Below are 15,611 nucleotides of genomic sequence, written 5' to 3' on the forward strand. Positions count from 1 at the left end.
CGACTTAGCGCACGTTCTCGGCTAGCCTCGTCCCCGCCGGTGCACCATGGGAGTGAGAGGCTGCCGAACTGGGGCACCGGCGGTCAACCGACCGACAAAGCGCCCCGATACAAGGACAACGACGAAGAAGAAGAGAGGGCGACCACGTGGAGGTCAAGATCGGTGTCCAGCACGCTCCTCGGGAGATCGTGCTGGAGAGCAACGACAGTCCCGAGGCCGTCGAGGCCGCGGTGAGCAAGGCTCTCCACGGTGACGACGGGTTGCTCAGCCTGGCTGACGAGCGAGGCCGCCGTGTCGTCGTTCCCGCCGCCAAGCTCGCTTACGTCGAGATCGGTCCCGAGTCGGAGCGTCGCGTCGGTTTCGGCGCCATGTAACACCTCGGCCTGCCAACCGCGGGGGACGAACGGCTTCGGTCGAGGGAGCACCGCCCCAGGGCCCGAACGGGCCCTGGGGGGACACACTTGCAGCTCCATGGAAGGTGACCTAGATGAGCCTTATCGGCCTTCTGATCGCAGGCATCATCATCGGCCTGCTCGGGAAATGGGTGGCCCCGAGCAACCGGGACAACATCCCGATCTGGCTGACCATCATCTGCGGAATCGTCGGTGTCCTGGTCGGATACTGGGTTGCCGGCGCGCTGGGTGTCGCGTCGACGTCTGGTCCTGACTGGATCCGCTGGATCATCAGCATCATCCTCGCCGCCATCTTCGTGGCGATCGCGTCGGCTCTGACCAGCCGCCGCGGGAGGTAATGCGTCACAAGGTGAGGTACGTACGAGTCCGCACGTGAGTTCCCGGTAGTTCCGGGAGTCCGGTTCAGGACGCTGCCGACCTCGCAGCGCCACCCGAACCACGCGGTACGACCGGACGCGCGGGTCCGGGCCCGCCAGGCCCGGCCGGCGCGTCCTTCGTTTGTCGTTCAGCCCAGCAGCGCCGCCGGAACCCTAGGCCTGCAGGCCGAGTGTGGCCATCCGCTGCGCGTGCTTCTCGGTCAGCCGGGCGAACATCCGGCCGATCGCCGCGAGATCCATGCCGGGGCGGTCCACCCCGCCGACCAGCAGCGCGGTGAGCACGTCGCGTTCGGCGGCGACCCGCTGGGCCTGCGACAGCGCCTCCCCGACCAGCCGCCGCCCCCACAGGGCGAGCCGGCCACCGATCCGGGGCTCCTCCGCGATGGCCTTGCGGACCCGATCCACCACGAAGACCGCGTGCCCGGTGTTCTCCAGCACCTCCAGCACCAGCGCTCGGGTGTCCGCGTCGACGTAGGCGGCCACCTCGCGATAGAAGTCGGTGGCGATGCCGTCCCCGACGTACGCCTTCACCAGCCCCTCCAGCCAGTCGGCGGGGGCGGTGTGGCGGTGGAAGGTGTCCAGGGCCGCCTGGAACGGCCGCATCGCCGACACGGGCTCGACGCCGAGGTCGCGCAGCCGGTCGCGCAGGCGTTCGTAGTGGTGGAACTCCGTCACCGCCAGGGCGGCCAGCTCCGCCTTGTCCTCCAGCGTGGGCGCCAGCGTGGCGTCGTCCGCGAGTCGTTCGAAGGCGGTCAGCTCGCCGTACGCCAGCACGCCGAGCAGGTCGATCACCGCGGGCCGGTAGACCGGATCGTCGTGGGCCGCGACCCCGGCGGACGACGTGCGGGCAGGCGAACTCTCCGGGCTCTCGCTCATGGGCCGAGCTTAGGGCGTGCAGCTGCGATCAGGGCGGCTACGTCCGCCTCGCGAGCCCGGTCAGGCCGCCTGGTCAAGGCGACGGGAGGGTCAGCGGATAGACTCACGGTGGCGGGGAGCCGTCCCGGCAGCCATTGATCATCTGCTGGCCGCCGCGCGGACGTCGCAGCCCCACCCCTACGCGCACAGTCCAGATCCAGCACACCACCGAGTGTGACGAACCAAGAGGCGAGAAGCTCTGACGACCTTCAAAGAACTTGGCGCGCTGCCCGACATCGTCGAGGCCCTCGCGCACGTCGGGATCACCGAGCCCTTCCCTATCCAGGAGATGGCGGTTCCCATCGCGCTCACCGGCGCCGACCTGATCGCTCAGGCGCGCACCGGCACGGGCAAGACCCTGGCGTTCGGGGTCCCGCTGCTGCAGCGCATCGTCGTACCCACCGACCGGGACTTCGGAGACCTGGACGCGCCGGGCAAGCCCCAGGCGCTGGTGGTCGCCCCGACCCGGGAGCTCGCTGTTCAGGTGACCGCCGACCTGAAGGTCGCCGCGTCCGTGCGTGCCGCCCGGATCCTCACCGTCTACGGCGGGGTCGCCTACGAGCCCCAGCTGGACGCACTGGCGGAGGGCGTGGAGGTCGTCGTCGGTACTCCCGGCCGGCTGCTCGACCTCGCCGACCGCAGGGCGCTCGACCTGGCCCACGTCAAGCTGCTGGTGCTGGACGAGGCCGACCGCATGCTCGACCTGGGCTTCCTGCCCGACGTCGAGCGGCTGATCGCCAAGACACACGAGATGCGCCAGACCATGCTCTTCTCGGCCACCATGCCCGGTTCGATCGTGCAGTTGGCGCGGCGGCACATGCGCCACCCGATCAACGTCCGCGCGGAGTCGGCCGACGAGAGCCAGGTCGTACCCGCCACCGCGCAGTTCGTCTACCGCTGCCACGACCTGGACAAGCCCGAGGTGATCGCCCGGATCCTGCAGGCGGAGAGCCGCGGCCGGGTGATGGTGTTCTGTACGACCAAGCGCGCGGCGCAGCGGCTGGCCGACGACCTGGCCGACCGCGGGTTCGCCGTCGCCGCCATCCACGGTGACCTGGGCCAGGTGGCCCGGGAGCGCGGACTGGAACGCTTCCGCTCGGGCAAGGTCGACGTCCTGGTCGCCACCGACGTCGCGGCGCGCGGCATCGACGTCGAGGGCGTCACCCACGTCGTCAACCACACCTGTCCCGACGACGAGAAGACCTACGTCCACCGCATCGGCCGGACCGGTCGCGCGGGCGCCTCCGGGATCGCGGTGACGTTCGTCGACTGGGCGGACCTGACGCGCTGGAAGATGATCAACAACGCGCTCGGCCTGCCGTTCGAGGAGCCGGTGGAGACCTACTCCACCTCCGACCACCTGTTCACCGACCTCGGCATTCCGAAGGAGGTGACCGGCCGGGTCGGCGCCCCGAAGGGCGGCACCCGTTCCGGTGACCGCGAGCGCGGCCGCGAGCCGGGCGGGCGTTCGCGGGAGCGGCGGCGGTCCGGTGTCGGTACCGACGGCGGGCGTGGGCGGACAGCCGAGGCCGGGCAGTCCTCGGGGCAGTCCGAGGGGCTGTCCGAGGGGCTGTCCGACGAGCACGAGGAGCATGCCGACCGCCCGCGGTCCCGGCGGAGCCGCCAACGCCGGCGCACCCGTGCCGGCGTGGTGGTCGCCGAACGCGGCGACAGTGCCGGTGGGACCGAAGCGGGCACCGCGGACCCGGCCGCCGGCAGCTCGGGCGGGGACGAGTCCGCAGCGAGCGCACCCAGGCGTCGTCGTACGCGTACCCGTCGGCGCGGTGGTAGCGGTGGTGGCGACGGCAGCGGTCCGAGCACCGCCGATTCGGCAGCCGACTCGACTGCCGGCTGAGCCACAACAACTGGACGAACCCGCGGGCCGGCCGACGATCGGCCCGCTGACCGACTCTTCGGTGACCCGTCCCAGCGCGAAGATCAGCGCAGGACGACGACGTTGGTGCCCACCGGCGCGAACTCCCACAGCGCCTTGGCGTCGGCCGGGTCCTGTCGTACGCATCCGTCGGACAGCGACTGGCCGAGCTGCAGCCGGGTCTGGATCGGCTTGCCGGTGGAGATCACGATCGGGATGTCGTGGAATCCGATCGCGGCGTTCCGGCCGTGGGTGAACGTCACCATGTACTGCATGCGGTCGGCGCCGTCGTAGCTCGTGGTGTGCCGGCGCTTGCGCAGGACGTGGTAGGTGCCCGGCGAGACCTGGCCGAACTTCGTGCCGGACACGAGATAGGACCGGCGCACGGTGTTGTCCGCGTCAACCAGCCACACGTGGTTGCCGGAGAGCGTGTACACGATCCGCTTGCCGTTGCCGGTGCCCGCGGGCATCTTGTCGCCGACGGTCGCCGACACCGCGTCCAGAGCCACCGTGGCGTCGGCCACTCCGGCCGGTGCCTGCTTGGTGGTCGGCGTGCGGCTGGGCGACGGAGTTGCGGTGGGCCGCGGGGTCGCAGCCGGCTTTCCGGTGGACCGACCGTCGGCCGCGCGTACGGAACGGTCGGCGATCTGCCGCGAACGGTTGTCCAGAACGGAGTTTCCGGTCGAGGCGACCATGCGGACATCCCCGAGAGGCAGCACGCCGACAGCGCCGAGAAGTGCCACCGCGACCACGAGGGCGGATCCGCTCGCCGCGAGCAGCCGCCACCTACGAAGCCGGGTGCGCGGACGCGGGCGTTCGCGCGACGCGGCGTGCCTCATGGCAGCACCTCTCCTTACGAGGAACGTGGAACGGGAGGCTCCGCGAAGATCACGGGGCCGCCCATCCTAGTGCGTATATGTGGCGCAATTTCACGCCCTGTCGCAGCTCCGAACTCCGGCAACGCTAGCGTGACGTTCCATGAGCACACCGAGGTTTCTCGACTTGCCCACAGGTGTCCGCTCTGCCCGCCTGGGCACGTCCCGAGGTGACTTCGCGGTACTGGAAGCCGGGCCTGCGGAATGGAGTTCGGCCGTTCCCGGCTCGGTGGCTTTGCTGCTTCCCGGCTGGACCGGCAGCAAGGAGGACTTTCTGTCATTGCTGCCTTTGCTGGCCCGGACCGGGCGACGCGCGGTGGCGGTCGACCAGCGCGGACAGTACGAAACCGCCGGCCCGGACGAGCCGTCGGCGTATGACCTGAACGAGCTCGGGCTGGACGCGTACGCGATGGCCGAGGCGATGGATGCCGGTCCCGTCCACCTGGTCGGTCACTCGTTCGGTGGCCTGATCGCCCGGGCCGCGGTGCTCGCCAAGCCGGAGGCGTTCGCGTCCCTCACCCTGCTGGGGTCAGGCCCCGCCGGACTGGGCGGTCAGCAGGCGCAGTTGCTCAACCTCATGGTGGAAGCCATTCCGACGCAGGGCTTGGCCGCGGTGTACGCCGCCAAGCGCGAGCTCGAACGCAGGAACGGCGCGGCCGAGGAACCCGCGCACATCGAGGAGTTCCTCGCCCGGAGGTTCCGCGCCAACAATCCCGTCTCGCTCACCGCGTTCACCCGCCAGCTCGTCACCGCACCGGACCTGGTGGCCGAGCTCGCCGCCACCGGCGTACCCGCGATGGTCGCCTTCGGCGTCGACGACGACGCGTGGAGTCCTGCCGTACAACGCGAAATGGCCGACCGGCTCGGTGCGCAGGTGCACGAGATCGAGGGGGCGGGTCACTCCCCCGCGGTGGACCGGCCCGAGGCCACGGCGGACGCGCTCACGGCGTACTGGAACTCCCTCAGCCGCGACGCGGCGACGTCAGCCGGGTAGCCGTAGCCCGCCGGGGAACAACGCGCCGTAGGCCACGAAGGCCAACGCCCACGCGAAGAAGAGGTAGATCCAGCCTCGGCCGGCCCGCCGTTGCTTCCACGCCATGACGCTGAGCACGACGACCGGAAGCAGCAGCAGGAGTCCCGCGGGCAGCCTGCCGTCGTTCTGCCCGAACACCCACACCGCCGCAAGCGCCGACAACACGACGGTCGCCCCGCCGAGCAACTTGCGCGGTGTGGTCAACAGGCGAAGCAGATCCATGTACATACCGTAGGTGCCGCACTACGCGTGGGCGAGCGGGCCACGATGACAATCCCGGCACCTTCCCCACGTGGGTTCGGGCCTAGACGTTGGGGTCCAGGCCTTCCCACGGTCGCCGGGTCGGGTAGGCGGAACGTCCCTGCGGGCAGTGGGCGGAGAAGTCGCACCACTGGCACAGCGGACCGGGCCGGGGTGGGAACACCTCGTCGAGGTCGGCCGCGGACAGTCCCTGCGCGAACGCCTGCTCGGCGTGCGCAGCCTCCGCACCCATCTGGTCGGCCCGGTGCAGATGACGGCGCAGCGACTCCTCGGTGTGCTCCCAGCCGACGACCGTGCCCGACGCGAGATGGTGCAGCTCCACCTTCCGGCACGGCCGGCGCAGGGTGCGAGCGGTCGCGGCGGCGTAGACCGCGAGTGCCAGCGAACTTCGCGCGTCGGCGGTGGTGAGCACCCGCGTGCCGCTCTTGTAGTCGACCACCACGAGCTCGAGCGCGCTGTCGTCGTGCTCTGCTGCGTGGCCACCCGGCCTCTCCTCCTCGACGTCCTCCCCATCGTCGACGCCGTCCATGTCGTCGAGGTCGTCCTCGTCCTCCTCGCCGTAGCCGTGGCGGGTGACGGGGCGCAGGTCGATGCGGTCGACGCGTCCGGACAACGCGAGCGTGGACGTGGTGAGCGCGACGGTGCGCTCCACGCCGACGGGTTCGTCGGTGGGGTCGAGCCGCGCAACGTAGTCCTCCACCAGCCGGCACGCGTGCATTCGCCAGCGCTGGCTCTGGGCGTCGTCGCGGAAGCCCTCGTCGATCCAGGCCCGCCAGGCGATCCGGGCGGCCGCCACCGGCGTGCGCTCCTGCACAGGAAGCCGCCACCACGCCGCCAGCGCGGTGTGCACACTGGCGCCCACGCTGTTGTGCGCCCACGGCGGACCTTTGGGCGGGGTGGGGCGGTCGAGGTAGGTGAACCGGTAGCGGCGCGGGCAGTCCAGCCAGCTCACCAACCTGGTCGGCGTCGCCCGGAACAACCGGCGCGGCATCGCGTCGAACCCCAGCTGCTCCATCGCGCTCATCCGGCCATCCTGCCAAGGCCCACCCCCAAGGGCACACCCACGCCCGTTCGGCGGCGCGACGGAGTTCGTGGGTGTACGTGCGCGACGTCGGCTACGGCACGTACGGGAGGTACGGCGCCGGTGTCTTCCGGCCGGACCGATCGGCCGCCGACCGCGCGCGGTCCAGCAGCCGGGCGAACTCCTCCTCGGCGGTGCCGAAGCAACCGAGTTCGTGGTCGGTTTTGCCGGCACCGTGGTGGTCGCTGGCACCTGTGACCACCAGGTCCAGCACACCCGCGAGTTCGCGCAGGCGCACGCGTACTTCCGGAGCGTGGTCGCGGTGGTCGACCTCGAGGCCGGCCAGCCCGGCCTCGGCCAGGTCACCGATCACCTCGTCGGTGAGCACCCGGTGGCTGGAACGCCCACGAGGATGAGCGAGTACGCAGACACCGCCGGCCGCGCGGACCTCGCCGATCACCTCGGCCGGGTCCGGCGCGTACCGCGTGACGTAGCCGGACTTCCCCTCGCTCAGCCACCGGTCGAAGGCGTCCCGCCGGTCCCGTGCGTACCCTCGCGCGACCAGCGCGTCGGCGACGTGCGGGCGACCGAGCGAGGTGGCCGCCCGCGACTGGTGGGCGACGTCCTCGGGCGTCAGGTCGATGCCGTGCTCGCGCAGCCGGTCGAGGATGAGGGGCACGCGCGCGTTGCGGCCCTCGCGTACCCGGCCGAGCGTGTGGTTGAGCTCCGCGTCGTCGGGATCGGGGAGGTACGCCAGCATGTGCACGCTCACCCCGCCCAGCCGGCAGGAGACCTCCGCACCCGGGACCAGTCCGACGCCGAGGCGCCGGGCCTCCGCCAGTGCCTCGTCCCAGCCCGCGAACGTGTCGTGGTCGGTGAGCCCGAGGACGTCCACGCCGGCAGCGGCGGCGCGGCGGACGAGCTCGGCCGGCGGGTCGGTTCCGTCCGAACAGTTCGAGTGGGTGTGCAGGTCGATGAGGCGCACCGGTTCTCCAGCCGACGGGTGCCCGGCTTCACGACGGTGTGGCGGCGGGCGAGGAGTGCGGATCGTGCGGGCGGGTCCGACCCTAGGGTGTGCCGCGCTCCGGGGTCCACCGCCCGGCCGGTCAGGGGTCGCGCAGCCTCGGTGTGAGGGCGCCGTACGGCAGCAGGTCGACCTCGTGGCCGAGCGCTCGGACGTCCATCAGCTCGATCGGCTCCAGCAGCAGCGCCCCGGCGGTGTCGGGATGGAAGACCAGCCACAGCCACGACGCGGCCGACTCGCCGGCGTAGACCGCGCGGTCCGGTGGCGCGTCGGCCAGCCACAGTGCCGTCGGATGGCCGTCGGCCTCGACCTTCGCCTGGGGGGTTCCCCGGCCGACGCGGCCGCCAGGGTCGATGCCCTCGATTCCGGCGTACGCCGCACCGAGCCCGACGCCCATCTCCTCCGCGACCAGCAGGAGTTCGCCGGCGCCGCCCAACGGGTTCGGGCCCGAGCAGGCCACGACCGTGGCGCGGACCCCCTCGACGTCGCTGCCGGCGTGTCCGATGCCGGTGATCACCCAGGCGTGCGGCAGCGGCCACGGCACCCACAGCGGCAGCCGCGACCGGGCGGCGAGCCAGCGCACCAGGTCGGCGCTGGGCTGGACGAACGGCTGCAGCGGGGGCACCGCTCCGTGCACCGGGCAGGTCCACCGGTCGGCCCAGGCCGACGGCGCACGCACTGCCCCGTGGCATCTCGGGCATACGGGGTGGCCCTTCATGGGTACGACGGTTCCCGTTCCGGCTTCGCGCGTCAAGGGTCGTTCGGACGTGTCGCACGCCGGGACGCGGGCGGTCCGGCTCCGGACCCGGCTCTGGCCCCGCTCTGGCCTAGCCTGGCGAAATGGACCGGCGACGGGTGCTCTGTGTGGGTGCGGTCGTCCGCGACGAAGAGCACCGGCTGCTGGTGGTACGCCGCGGTCGCCCGCCCGACGTCGGCCGCTGGTCGCTGCCCGGCGGCCGGGTGGAGCCAGGTGAGTCCGCGCCCGCCGCCGCGGTGCGCGAGGTGGCCGAGGAGACCGGCCTGTCCGTCGTCGCCGGTCGGCTGCTCGGGTCGGTCGAGCGGCCCGGACCGGGCGGCGTCACCTACCTGATCCTGGACTACGTGTGTACGACGGGCCCCCCGGCCGGGACACCGGAGGCCGGCGACGACGCCGCGGACGCCCGCTGGGTGAGCCCGGCAGAACTCGCCGTCCTGCCCACCACGCCCGGGCTGATGGAGACGCTGCGCGGATGGGGCGTACTGGACTAGAGCCTCCTGGCCCGAGCGTCTGGTTTGCCTGGGTGATCACGATCTGAGCGGTCATGCCACGATTGCCCGCATGCCACCGAGTCGCCGCTCGCTCCTGTCCGCGGGCATCGGAACCCTCGCCGCGGGCACCGCCGCCGTCGGGTTGGTCGAGTCCGGGCTGGTCCCCGGCCGGACCATGATGCACACCGCGCTCGGACTCACCGGTGAGAACGGCGTCGTCCCCGAGGTCGCGCCGGGCCCGGAGCTCAGCGGCACCTTCACTTCCGCCGAACGAGCCGGCGCCCAGGTGGCCTGGACGGTCGCGTACCCGCCAGGCTCCCCCACCGACGCCGCACTGCCGGTCGTACTCGCCCTCCACGGGCGCGGCGGCGACCACCGCTCGGCTTTCGACCAACTCGGGCTGGACCGCTTCATGGCCGCGGCCGCCGCGGACTGGCCGACGCCGTTCGCGCTGGTGTCCGTCGACGGCGGCGCCTCGACGTTCTGGCACCGCCGCCGCAACGGGGACGACCCGCAGGCGATGCTCCTCACCGAACTGCTCCCGCGGCTGGCGGAACGCGGCCTGCGCACGGATCGGATCGGCCTGATCGGCTGGTCGATGGGCGGTTTCGGTGCCCTGCTGTTCGCCGCGGCCCGCCCGGACCTGGTGGGTGCGGCGGTCGTCGTCAGCCCCGCGCTGTGGCGGGAGTACTCGGAGGTGCGACCCGGTGCGTTCGACGGGCCCACCGACTTCGCCGCCAACGACGTGTTCGCCGACCAGCGTCCGCTCGACGGACTCCGGCTGCGGGTCGACTGTGGTCGCGACGACCCCTTCGCGGCGGCGACCCGGGAGTTCGTCGCCGGGCTGACCCCGCCTCCGGCCGGTGGGTTCCAGCCGGGCGCGCACACGGTCGGCTACTGGCGCCGGATGGCACCCGAACAGCTCCGCTTCCTCGCCTGGAACCTGTGAGCCGGGCAGCGACCGCCGGGCCGCTGCTCAGGCGTTCCAGCGGTCGAACGCCGGGGTCTCGCGTTCCCAGCCGAGCACGCTCACGGTCGCCACGTCGAGGACGAAATGCGCGCCCTTGCGCGCTGACAGGCCGAGCCACCGCGCGCCGAGCACCCGCAGGAAGTGCCCGTGGGCGACGATCAGCGCCCGCTCGGCCACGTCCGCCAGGATCCGCTCGATCACCCGGTCGGCACGGGCACCCACCTGCTCGGCGGACTCCCCACCGGGCACCGGGTGGTTCCACACGCTCCACCCCGGGACGTCGGTACGGATGTCGGCGGTGGTCCGCCCCTCGTACTCGCCGTAGTCCCACTCCCGGACGTCCGGCTCGACCACCGCGCGGTCACCGAACCCGGCCAGCCGGGCGGTCTCCCGGGCGCGCGCCAGCGGGCTGGTGACCACGAGGTCGAACGACGTACCGGCCAACCGGTCCCCGAGCGCCCAGGCGGCACGCTCACCGGCCTCGGTCAGCGGCACGTCCGTCTTCCCCGTATGGCGTCCGTCCCGGCTCCACTCGGTCTCGCCGTGCCGTGTCAGCCACAGCTCCGGCTGCCGGGTGCTCACCCGGGCCTCACAACTCGCCCCGCTGGAGGGCGAGCCTGGCCAGCAGTTGCCGGGCCTCCTCGGCGTGGTCGGCCTTGCAGATCACGTCGTACGTCCCGGCGACAACCTGGGTCATCGAGGTGAAGTCGCGCTGGCCGCCGGTCGCGCGGTAGCCGATCCAGCCGAAGATGATCCCGAAGATCACGCCGATCACGATGCCGAAGATGAGCAGCAGAACGGTGTTGGCGCCGCGCGGGGCGAACAGGCTGAGCAGGATGCCGACGAACAGCCCCCACCAGGCGCCGCCCGCGGCTCCGACCCCGATCGCGCGGCCCTCGGTCAGCCGGCCGGTCACCCGCTCGACCAGCCGCAGGTCGTTGCCGACGATGGAGACGTTCTCCACCGGGAACTTGTTGTCGGACAGGAAGTCGACGGCCCGCTGTGCGTCCGCGTAGGTCTGGTAGGACCCGACGGGCACGCCGGTGGGCAACTCCGGCAGTGGTCTCGGCGTAGTGCGCATGGGGAACCCCTCGTCGTCGCTGGGCTGCTCGTCCTCGGCCGGTGGTCTGGTGTGATGTCGCTGGGACCAGTCTGCTCCGGATCCGCCGGTCACGAGTTCCCCTGAGGATGCCCGTCGATCCTTCGAGGATGCGCGCCATCTTCTGGTTTGGCGCTGATACCCTGTCCCTCGGTCGCCGTGAACACTGGTGAATGTCCGAATTTGCTCGTCTTGGGCGCTGTGGACGCAGTTGTGTGCGACCTTCGAGGTGGTCCCGCCCTCGCGAGGGCCCGGTGTGAAGGAGGTGCTCGGGTGAAACCTGCCTGTCCGTGCAGTACCCGCGTCCTCCGTCGCCCGCCGACCGTGCCGCGCTAGACACGGTTCGATCCGGTCCGCACCCGCCCCGGCAGCCCGGCCACGGAGGACGTCCGCCGTCCACCGCAGGTGGACGAGTCCGTTTGCCCACCGTTCGGGATCAGCCCGGGACAAGTTCGGGACAAGGAGGTGCCGCTCGTGGCCCTTTCCGGTGTTCGTGACCACCGCAACGCCGTTCTCGGCGGACGCCGCGCCCGCGCGATGATGCGCGCCATCCGCCGCCGGCCCGACCCCCACTCCAACGGTCACCTGAGCGGCACGCGAACGGACAGCCCTCGTACGGCGGTCGTCGACTGGGCCTTCTACCGTGACGGCAAGCGCCAGGACGACGTCACCTCCTACTCCGAGGCAGTGCGCCGCGCCAGAGACGGCGGCGGCTTCGTCTGGATCGGCCTGTTCGAGCCCACCGGCGACCAGCTCGCCGGGATCGCCGAGGAGTTCGACCTGCACGCGCTCGCGGTGGAGGACGCGGTGACCGCCCACCAGCGGCCCAAGCTGGAGCGGTACGGCGACTCGCTGTTCGCGGTGTTCAAGACGGTGCGCTACTGCCCGCACGAGGAGTTCACCGCCTCCAGCGAGGTCGTCGAGACCGGTGAGCTGATGGCGTTCGTCGGACCGGAGTTCGTGGTGACCGTCCGGCACGGCGACCACAGCGAGCTCGGACGGGTGCGGCGCCAGCTTCAGGACAACCCCGACCACCTGCGGCACGGGCCGAGCGCGGTGCTGCACGCCGTCGCCGACCGGGTGGTCGACGACTACCTCACCGTGGTCGACCGGCTCCAGGACGACATCGACGAGCTGGAGATCTCGATCTTCTCCGCCCGTGGCGCCCGTAACGTCGAGCGCGTCTACCAGCTCAAGCGTGAGGTGCTGGAGCTGAAGCGCGCGGTCGCCCCGCTGGCCGGGCCGCTGCGCCAGCTCGCCGAGCGTCCGGTGCGGTTGGTGGCACCGGAGATCCGGGAGTACTTCCGGGACGTCGAGGACCACCTGGCCCGGGTGCGCGAGCAGGTCTCGGCGTTCGACGAACTCCTCACCTCGATCCTGCAGGCGGGCCTGGCACAGCTCACCGTCGCCGAGAACGAGGACATGCGCAAGATCTCCGCCTGGGTGGCGATCCTGGCGGTGCCCACGATGATCGCCGGGATCTACGGCATGAACTTCGAGTTCATCCCGGAGACGCACTGGCGTTACGGCTACTACATGGTGATGACCCTCATCGTGGGGATCTGTTTCGGCCTGCACCGCTACTTCAAGCGCAACGGCTGGCTGTGAGTCGCGGGGTGAGCTCGTCGCCGCGCGGCCCGCTGTGCCGCGGGCCGCGCGTGTGAGAGCCTCACCTCATGGGTGAAGCCGAGCGGGCCGAGCACGCCGGGCAGGCGGAAGCCGAGCGCGCCGACTCCGGCGGGGCGGTACGCACGGCGCTGGTCGAGGAGGCCTGCCGACGCTCGTCGGTCCTGTGGCTGGACTACGCCGGCCTGGACCGGCCCCGCCCGGCCTGGCACGTCTGGTCCGAGGGCGCGGCCTACGTCGTGGCCGAGAACCCGACAGCGGCGGCCGAGCAGCCCGAGGAGGCCGAGAACCCGCGGCACCTGGCGCGGACGGAGCGGACGGGGCAACCGGACCACCCGGTGGCACGGCCCGAGCAGGCCCTGCCCGGGCTGGCCGAGGTCACCGAGGCCACCGTGACCTGCCGCTCCAAGGACTCCGGCGCCCGGCTGGTCACCTGGCGTGCCGACGTACGCCGCCTCCGGCCCGGCACGCAGGAGTGGGACGACGCCGTACTCCTGCTGCGCGGCGACCGGCTGAACGCCACCGACGCCGCCGACCTGCCGGCCCGCTGGGCACGGACCGCGGTGATCGTCCGGCTCGCACCGAGCGGTGAGGTGCTGGAGGAGCCCGGAAGGATGCCGGGCGACCGGGCGGCCGCGAGTCCGCCCGGCAGTCCCGCGACCACCACCGGGCGGCTCCCCTGGGTGGTGCACAAGCGCCCCCGCCACCGCCCGCGGCTGTCCTGAGCGGGCCCGCCCGTCACCTCGCTCTCCTCCAGGCGCCCGGGACGTTAGCCTGACCCTGGCGACGAAAGGGGTAGGACCAGTGGTGAGCGGTACCCCCACCAGGGTGTTCGTCGCGAAGCTGGCCTCGGCGGTGGTCTTCGACCCACGTGGCGACCAGGTGGGCAAGGCGCGGGACGTCGTGGTCATGCTCCGCCCGCGCAACCAGCCGCCGAGGGTGCTCGGCCTGGTGGTCGAGGTGCTCGGCCGGCGCCGCATCTTCCTCCCGATGACCCGGGTGATCAGCATGGACGCCGGGCAGATCGTCACCACCGGGCTGGTCAACATGCGCCGGTTCCAGCAGCGGCCCACCGAGACCCTCGCCCTCGGCGAACTCCTCGACCGCACGGTGACGCTGCGCGAGACCGGCGAGGACGTGACCGTCATCGACCTCGGCATCGAGGCGTCCCGGGCCCGCGACTGGCAGGTGACCAAGGTGGCGATCCTCAAGCGGGGCAAGCGGTTCGGGCGACGCGGCCAGACGTCGGTGGTCGACTGGGACGCCGTCACCGGGCTCGGCCTGGTCGAGGAGTCCCAGGGCGCCACCCACCTGCTGGCGACGCTGGAGAGCATGCGCCCGCCGGACCTGGCGGCGGTTCTGCACGACCTGACCCCCAAGCGGCGCGCGGAGGTGGCCTCGGCGCTGGCCGACGAACGCCTGGCCGACGTCCTGGAGGAGCTGCCCGAGGACGACCAGGTGGAGATCCTCGGCGCGCTCGACGTCGAACGCGCCGCCGACGTCATCGAGGAGATGTCACCCGACGACGCCGCCGACCTGATGGCCGAGCTGCCCCAGGAGACCGCAGACCACCTGCTGCGGCTGATGGAGCCGAAGGAGGCCGAGGACGTCCGGCGCCTGCTGACGTACGAGGAGCACACCGCCGGCGGCCTGATGACGAGCAGCCCGGTCGTACTCCCTCCGGACGCGACGATCGCCGACGCCCTCGCCCAGGTGCGCAACCCCGAGCTCACGCCTGCGCTGGCCGCGATGATCTACGTCTGCCGCCCGCCGCTGGAGGCGCCGACCGGCCGGCTGCTCGGCGTCGCCCACATCCAGCGACTGCTCCGCGAACGCCCCTCCGACCTGATCTCCGGCGTGCTCGACACCGACCTGGAGGCCATGTGGCCGGAGGCGTCCCTGGAGGAGGTCACCAGCTACCTCGCGACCTACAACCTGGTGGCCGCGCCCGTGGTGGACGAGTCCGGTCGGCTGCTCGGAGCGGTGACCGTCGACGATGTCCTCGACCACCTGCTCCCCGACGACTGGCGCGAGCGGTTCACGGAGGTGACCCGTGGCGGGTGAGGAGCCTCGCGAGCCCGAGCACGCTCGGGACAACGAGCGCCGGCGCGCCCTGGAACGCCGCCGGGCGCTCGAACGCCGGCGGGCCAGCGAACGCCGCCGCGACGACGAGCGCCGCAAGGAGAGCGAACGCCAGCGGGAGTCCGACCGCCAGCGCGAGGCCGAGCAACGCCACGAGGAGCTGCGCACCGAGGCCGAACGCCGCTTCCGCGAGTCGGGCGGCGCACGGCGGGACCGACGGCGGCTGGACACGCCGCGGATCCCCACCCGGACGTTCCACCCCCACTACGACCCGGAGCTGTTCGGGCGGTTCGCCGAGACTTTCGCGAGGTTCATGGGGACCGCCAGGTTCATCGCGTACATGACGGTGTTCGTGATCATCTGGGTGACGCTGAATCTCGTCGGGATCTACGGCCTCCAGTGGGACCCGTATCCGTTCATTCTGCTCAACCTGTTCTTCTCCACCCAGGCGTCGTACGCCGCACCGCTCATCCTGTTGGCCCAGAACCGCCAGGAGGCCCGCGACCGGGTGCAGTACGACCAGGACCGCGACATGAACGTCCGCACCCGGGCCGACATCGAGTTCCTCGCCCGCGAGGTCGCCTCCCTGCGGCTCGCGGTCGGCGAGGTGGCCACCCGCGACTTCCTGCGGTCGGAGCTGCGCTCGCTGCTCACGGACCTGGAGGAGCTCCGAAACGACGGCGACGGGGACCACGTGAGTGCCGACACCGCGGCCCGCCCGGGGCCGTCGGGCGGCCAGACGTCACGTACGTCACGCTCCCGCGGGCGGAGCGGCCGGGACGGCAGCCCGTAGC

The 15,611-nt window shown here is 71.9% G+C and carries 18 protein-coding genes; 10 read left to right on the plus strand and 8 right to left on the minus strand.

Features of this window, described 5'->3' with window-relative positions; genetic code table 11:
- The first annotated feature begins 146 nt into the window (after nucleotides 1–146).
- Both BLU27_RS27800 and BLU27_RS27805 read left to right on the plus strand, forming a co-directional pair.
- Nucleotides 147–374: a DUF3107 domain-containing protein gene (locus BLU27_RS27800; RefSeq protein ID WP_092656676.1), complete on the plus strand. Its 228-nt coding sequence runs from the start codon at nucleotides 147–149 to the stop codon at nucleotides 372–374.
- A 113-nt stretch (nucleotides 375–487) separates the two neighbouring features.
- Nucleotides 488–751 (plus strand): GlsB/YeaQ/YmgE family stress response membrane protein, encoded by a 264-nt coding sequence (locus BLU27_RS27805; RefSeq protein ID WP_092656678.1) that lies wholly within the window; start codon nucleotides 488–490, stop codon nucleotides 749–751.
- 192 nt (nucleotides 752–943) lie between these two features.
- On the opposite strand, the gene BLU27_RS27810 is transcribed toward BLU27_RS27805, so the two are convergent.
- Nucleotides 944–1,666 (minus strand): ferritin-like fold-containing protein, encoded by a 723-nt coding sequence (locus BLU27_RS27810; RefSeq protein ID WP_092656680.1) that lies wholly within the window; start codon nucleotides 1,664–1,666, stop codon nucleotides 944–946.
- 238 nt (nucleotides 1,667–1,904) lie between these two features.
- Between BLU27_RS27810 and BLU27_RS27815 the strand changes: the two genes are divergently transcribed.
- Nucleotides 1,905–3,560, plus strand: a complete 1,656-nt coding sequence (locus BLU27_RS27815) for a DEAD/DEAH box helicase (RefSeq protein ID WP_277869319.1) — start codon at nucleotides 1,905–1,907, stop codon at nucleotides 3,558–3,560.
- 83 nt (nucleotides 3,561–3,643) lie between these two features.
- Here the strand turns inward: BLU27_RS27815 and BLU27_RS27820 are convergent, their stop codons facing one another.
- On the minus strand, nucleotides 3,644–4,417 hold the full coding sequence (locus BLU27_RS27820; RefSeq protein ID WP_092656684.1) for a L,D-transpeptidase: 774 nt from the start codon (nucleotides 4,415–4,417) through the stop codon (nucleotides 3,644–3,646).
- A gap of 139 nt (nucleotides 4,418–4,556) precedes the next feature.
- Here BLU27_RS27820 and BLU27_RS27825 point away from each other — a divergent pair, with 139 nt between their 5' ends.
- Nucleotides 4,557–5,447, plus strand: a complete 891-nt coding sequence (locus tag BLU27_RS27825; RefSeq protein WP_092656686.1) for an alpha/beta fold hydrolase — start codon at nucleotides 4,557–4,559, stop codon at nucleotides 5,445–5,447.
- On the opposite strand, the gene BLU27_RS27830 is transcribed toward BLU27_RS27825, so the two are convergent.
- The 4 genes from BLU27_RS27830 to BLU27_RS27845 all read right to left on the minus strand — a co-directional run bounded on the left by BLU27_RS27830 (nucleotide 5,436) and on the right by BLU27_RS27845 (nucleotide 8,510).
- The gene (locus BLU27_RS27830; protein WP_092656688.1) at nucleotides 5,436–5,708 is read right to left on the minus strand and encodes a hypothetical protein; all 273 of its coding nucleotides are present in this window, start codon (nucleotides 5,706–5,708) and stop codon (nucleotides 5,436–5,438) included. The two genes, BLU27_RS27825 and BLU27_RS27830, sit on opposite strands and share 12 nt — an antisense overlap.
- A gap of 82 nt (nucleotides 5,709–5,790) precedes the next feature.
- The gene (locus tag BLU27_RS27835) at nucleotides 5,791–6,771 is read right to left on the minus strand and encodes a RecB family exonuclease (protein ID WP_092656690.1); all 981 of its coding nucleotides are present in this window, start codon (nucleotides 6,769–6,771) and stop codon (nucleotides 5,791–5,793) included.
- Nucleotides 6,772–6,862: 91 nt separating this feature from the next.
- Nucleotides 6,863–7,753 carry a PHP domain-containing protein gene (locus BLU27_RS27840; RefSeq protein WP_241827677.1) on the minus strand — a complete coding sequence of 297 codons (891 nt, stop codon included), beginning with the start codon at nucleotides 7,751–7,753 and terminating at the stop codon, nucleotides 6,863–6,865.
- A gap of 121 nt (nucleotides 7,754–7,874) precedes the next feature.
- Complete coding sequence (locus BLU27_RS27845) at nucleotides 7,875–8,510, minus strand: DUF6758 family protein (protein WP_092656692.1); 636 nt, start codon at nucleotides 8,508–8,510, stop codon at nucleotides 7,875–7,877.
- A gap of 122 nt (nucleotides 8,511–8,632) precedes the next feature.
- On the opposite strand from BLU27_RS27845, the gene BLU27_RS27850 reads away from it, so the two are divergent.
- Nucleotides 8,633–9,040, plus strand: coding sequence for an NUDIX hydrolase (locus tag BLU27_RS27850; RefSeq protein ID WP_092656694.1), 408 nt, complete (start codon nucleotides 8,633–8,635; stop codon nucleotides 9,038–9,040).
- 70 nt (nucleotides 9,041–9,110) lie between these two features.
- Nucleotides 9,111–9,989 carry an alpha/beta hydrolase gene (locus tag BLU27_RS27855; RefSeq protein ID WP_092656696.1) on the plus strand — a complete coding sequence of 293 codons (879 nt, stop codon included), beginning with the start codon at nucleotides 9,111–9,113 and terminating at the stop codon, nucleotides 9,987–9,989.
- A 27-nt stretch (nucleotides 9,990–10,016) separates the two neighbouring features.
- Here the strand turns inward: BLU27_RS27855 and BLU27_RS27860 are convergent, their stop codons facing one another.
- Complete coding sequence (locus BLU27_RS27860; protein WP_092656698.1) at nucleotides 10,017–10,592, minus strand: histidine phosphatase family protein; 576 nt, start codon at nucleotides 10,590–10,592, stop codon at nucleotides 10,017–10,019.
- Nucleotides 10,593–10,599: 7 nt separating this feature from the next.
- Complete coding sequence (locus tag BLU27_RS27865; protein ID WP_241827678.1) at nucleotides 10,600–11,184, minus strand: YflT domain-containing protein; 585 nt, start codon at nucleotides 11,182–11,184, stop codon at nucleotides 10,600–10,602.
- A 399-nt stretch (nucleotides 11,185–11,583) separates the two neighbouring features.
- On the opposite strand from BLU27_RS27865, the gene BLU27_RS27870 reads away from it, so the two are divergent.
- The 4 genes from BLU27_RS27870 to BLU27_RS27885 all read left to right on the plus strand — a co-directional run bounded on the left by BLU27_RS27870 (nucleotide 11,584) and on the right by BLU27_RS27885 (nucleotide 15,610).
- Entirely contained in the window at nucleotides 11,584–12,717 is a 1,134-nt protein-coding gene (locus tag BLU27_RS27870; protein ID WP_241827679.1) for a magnesium and cobalt transport protein CorA, read from the plus strand.
- A 68-nt stretch (nucleotides 12,718–12,785) separates the two neighbouring features.
- Nucleotides 12,786–13,460, plus strand: coding sequence for a hypothetical protein (locus BLU27_RS27875; RefSeq protein ID WP_197681605.1), 675 nt, complete (start codon nucleotides 12,786–12,788; stop codon nucleotides 13,458–13,460).
- A gap of 82 nt (nucleotides 13,461–13,542) precedes the next feature.
- Nucleotides 13,543–14,799: a magnesium transporter MgtE N-terminal domain-containing protein gene (locus BLU27_RS27880; RefSeq protein WP_197681606.1), complete on the plus strand. Its 1,257-nt coding sequence runs from the start codon at nucleotides 13,543–13,545 to the stop codon at nucleotides 14,797–14,799.
- Between the two features lie 178 nt (nucleotides 14,800–14,977).
- Complete coding sequence (locus BLU27_RS27885; RefSeq protein ID WP_092658420.1) at nucleotides 14,978–15,610, plus strand: DUF1003 domain-containing protein; 633 nt, start codon at nucleotides 14,978–14,980, stop codon at nucleotides 15,608–15,610.
- Nucleotide 15,611 lies beyond the last annotated feature (1 nt).

The sequence above is a fragment of the Actinopolymorpha singaporensis genome, assembly GCF_900104745.1.
GTDB classification, from domain to species: Bacteria; Actinomycetota; Actinomycetes; order Propionibacteriales; family Actinopolymorphaceae; genus Actinopolymorpha; species Actinopolymorpha singaporensis.

Bases quoted from the DNA above. Each gene is read 5' to 3' on its own strand.
- BLU27_RS27850 (WP_092656694.1), top strand. From the start codon at position 8,633: ATGGACCGGCGACGGGTGCTCTGTGTGGGTGCGGTCGTCCGCGACGAA.
- BLU27_RS27875 (WP_197681605.1), top strand. From the start codon at position 12,786: ATGGGTGAAGCCGAGCGGGCCGAGCACGCCGGGCAGGCGGAAGCCGAG.
- BLU27_RS27825 (WP_092656686.1), top strand. From the start codon at position 4,557: ATGAGCACACCGAGGTTTCTCGACTTGCCCACAGGTGTCCGCTCTGCC.
- BLU27_RS27820 (WP_092656684.1), bottom strand. From the start codon at position 4,417: ATGAGGCACGCCGCGTCGCGCGAACGCCCGCGTCCGCGCACCCGGCTT.
- BLU27_RS27835 (WP_092656690.1), bottom strand. From the start codon at position 6,771: ATGAGCGCGATGGAGCAGCTGGGGTTCGACGCGATGCCGCGCCGGTTG.
- BLU27_RS27855 (WP_092656696.1), top strand. From the start codon at position 9,111: ATGCCACCGAGTCGCCGCTCGCTCCTGTCCGCGGGCATCGGAACCCTC.
- BLU27_RS27805 (WP_092656678.1), top strand. From the start codon at position 488: ATGAGCCTTATCGGCCTTCTGATCGCAGGCATCATCATCGGCCTGCTC.
- BLU27_RS27845 (WP_092656692.1), bottom strand. From the start codon at position 8,510: ATGAAGGGCCACCCCGTATGCCCGAGATGCCACGGGGCAGTGCGTGCG.
- BLU27_RS27830 (WP_092656688.1), bottom strand. From the start codon at position 5,708: ATGGATCTGCTTCGCCTGTTGACCACACCGCGCAAGTTGCTCGGCGGG.
- BLU27_RS27810 (WP_092656680.1), bottom strand. From the start codon at position 1,666: ATGAGCGAGAGCCCGGAGAGTTCGCCTGCCCGCACGTCGTCCGCCGGG.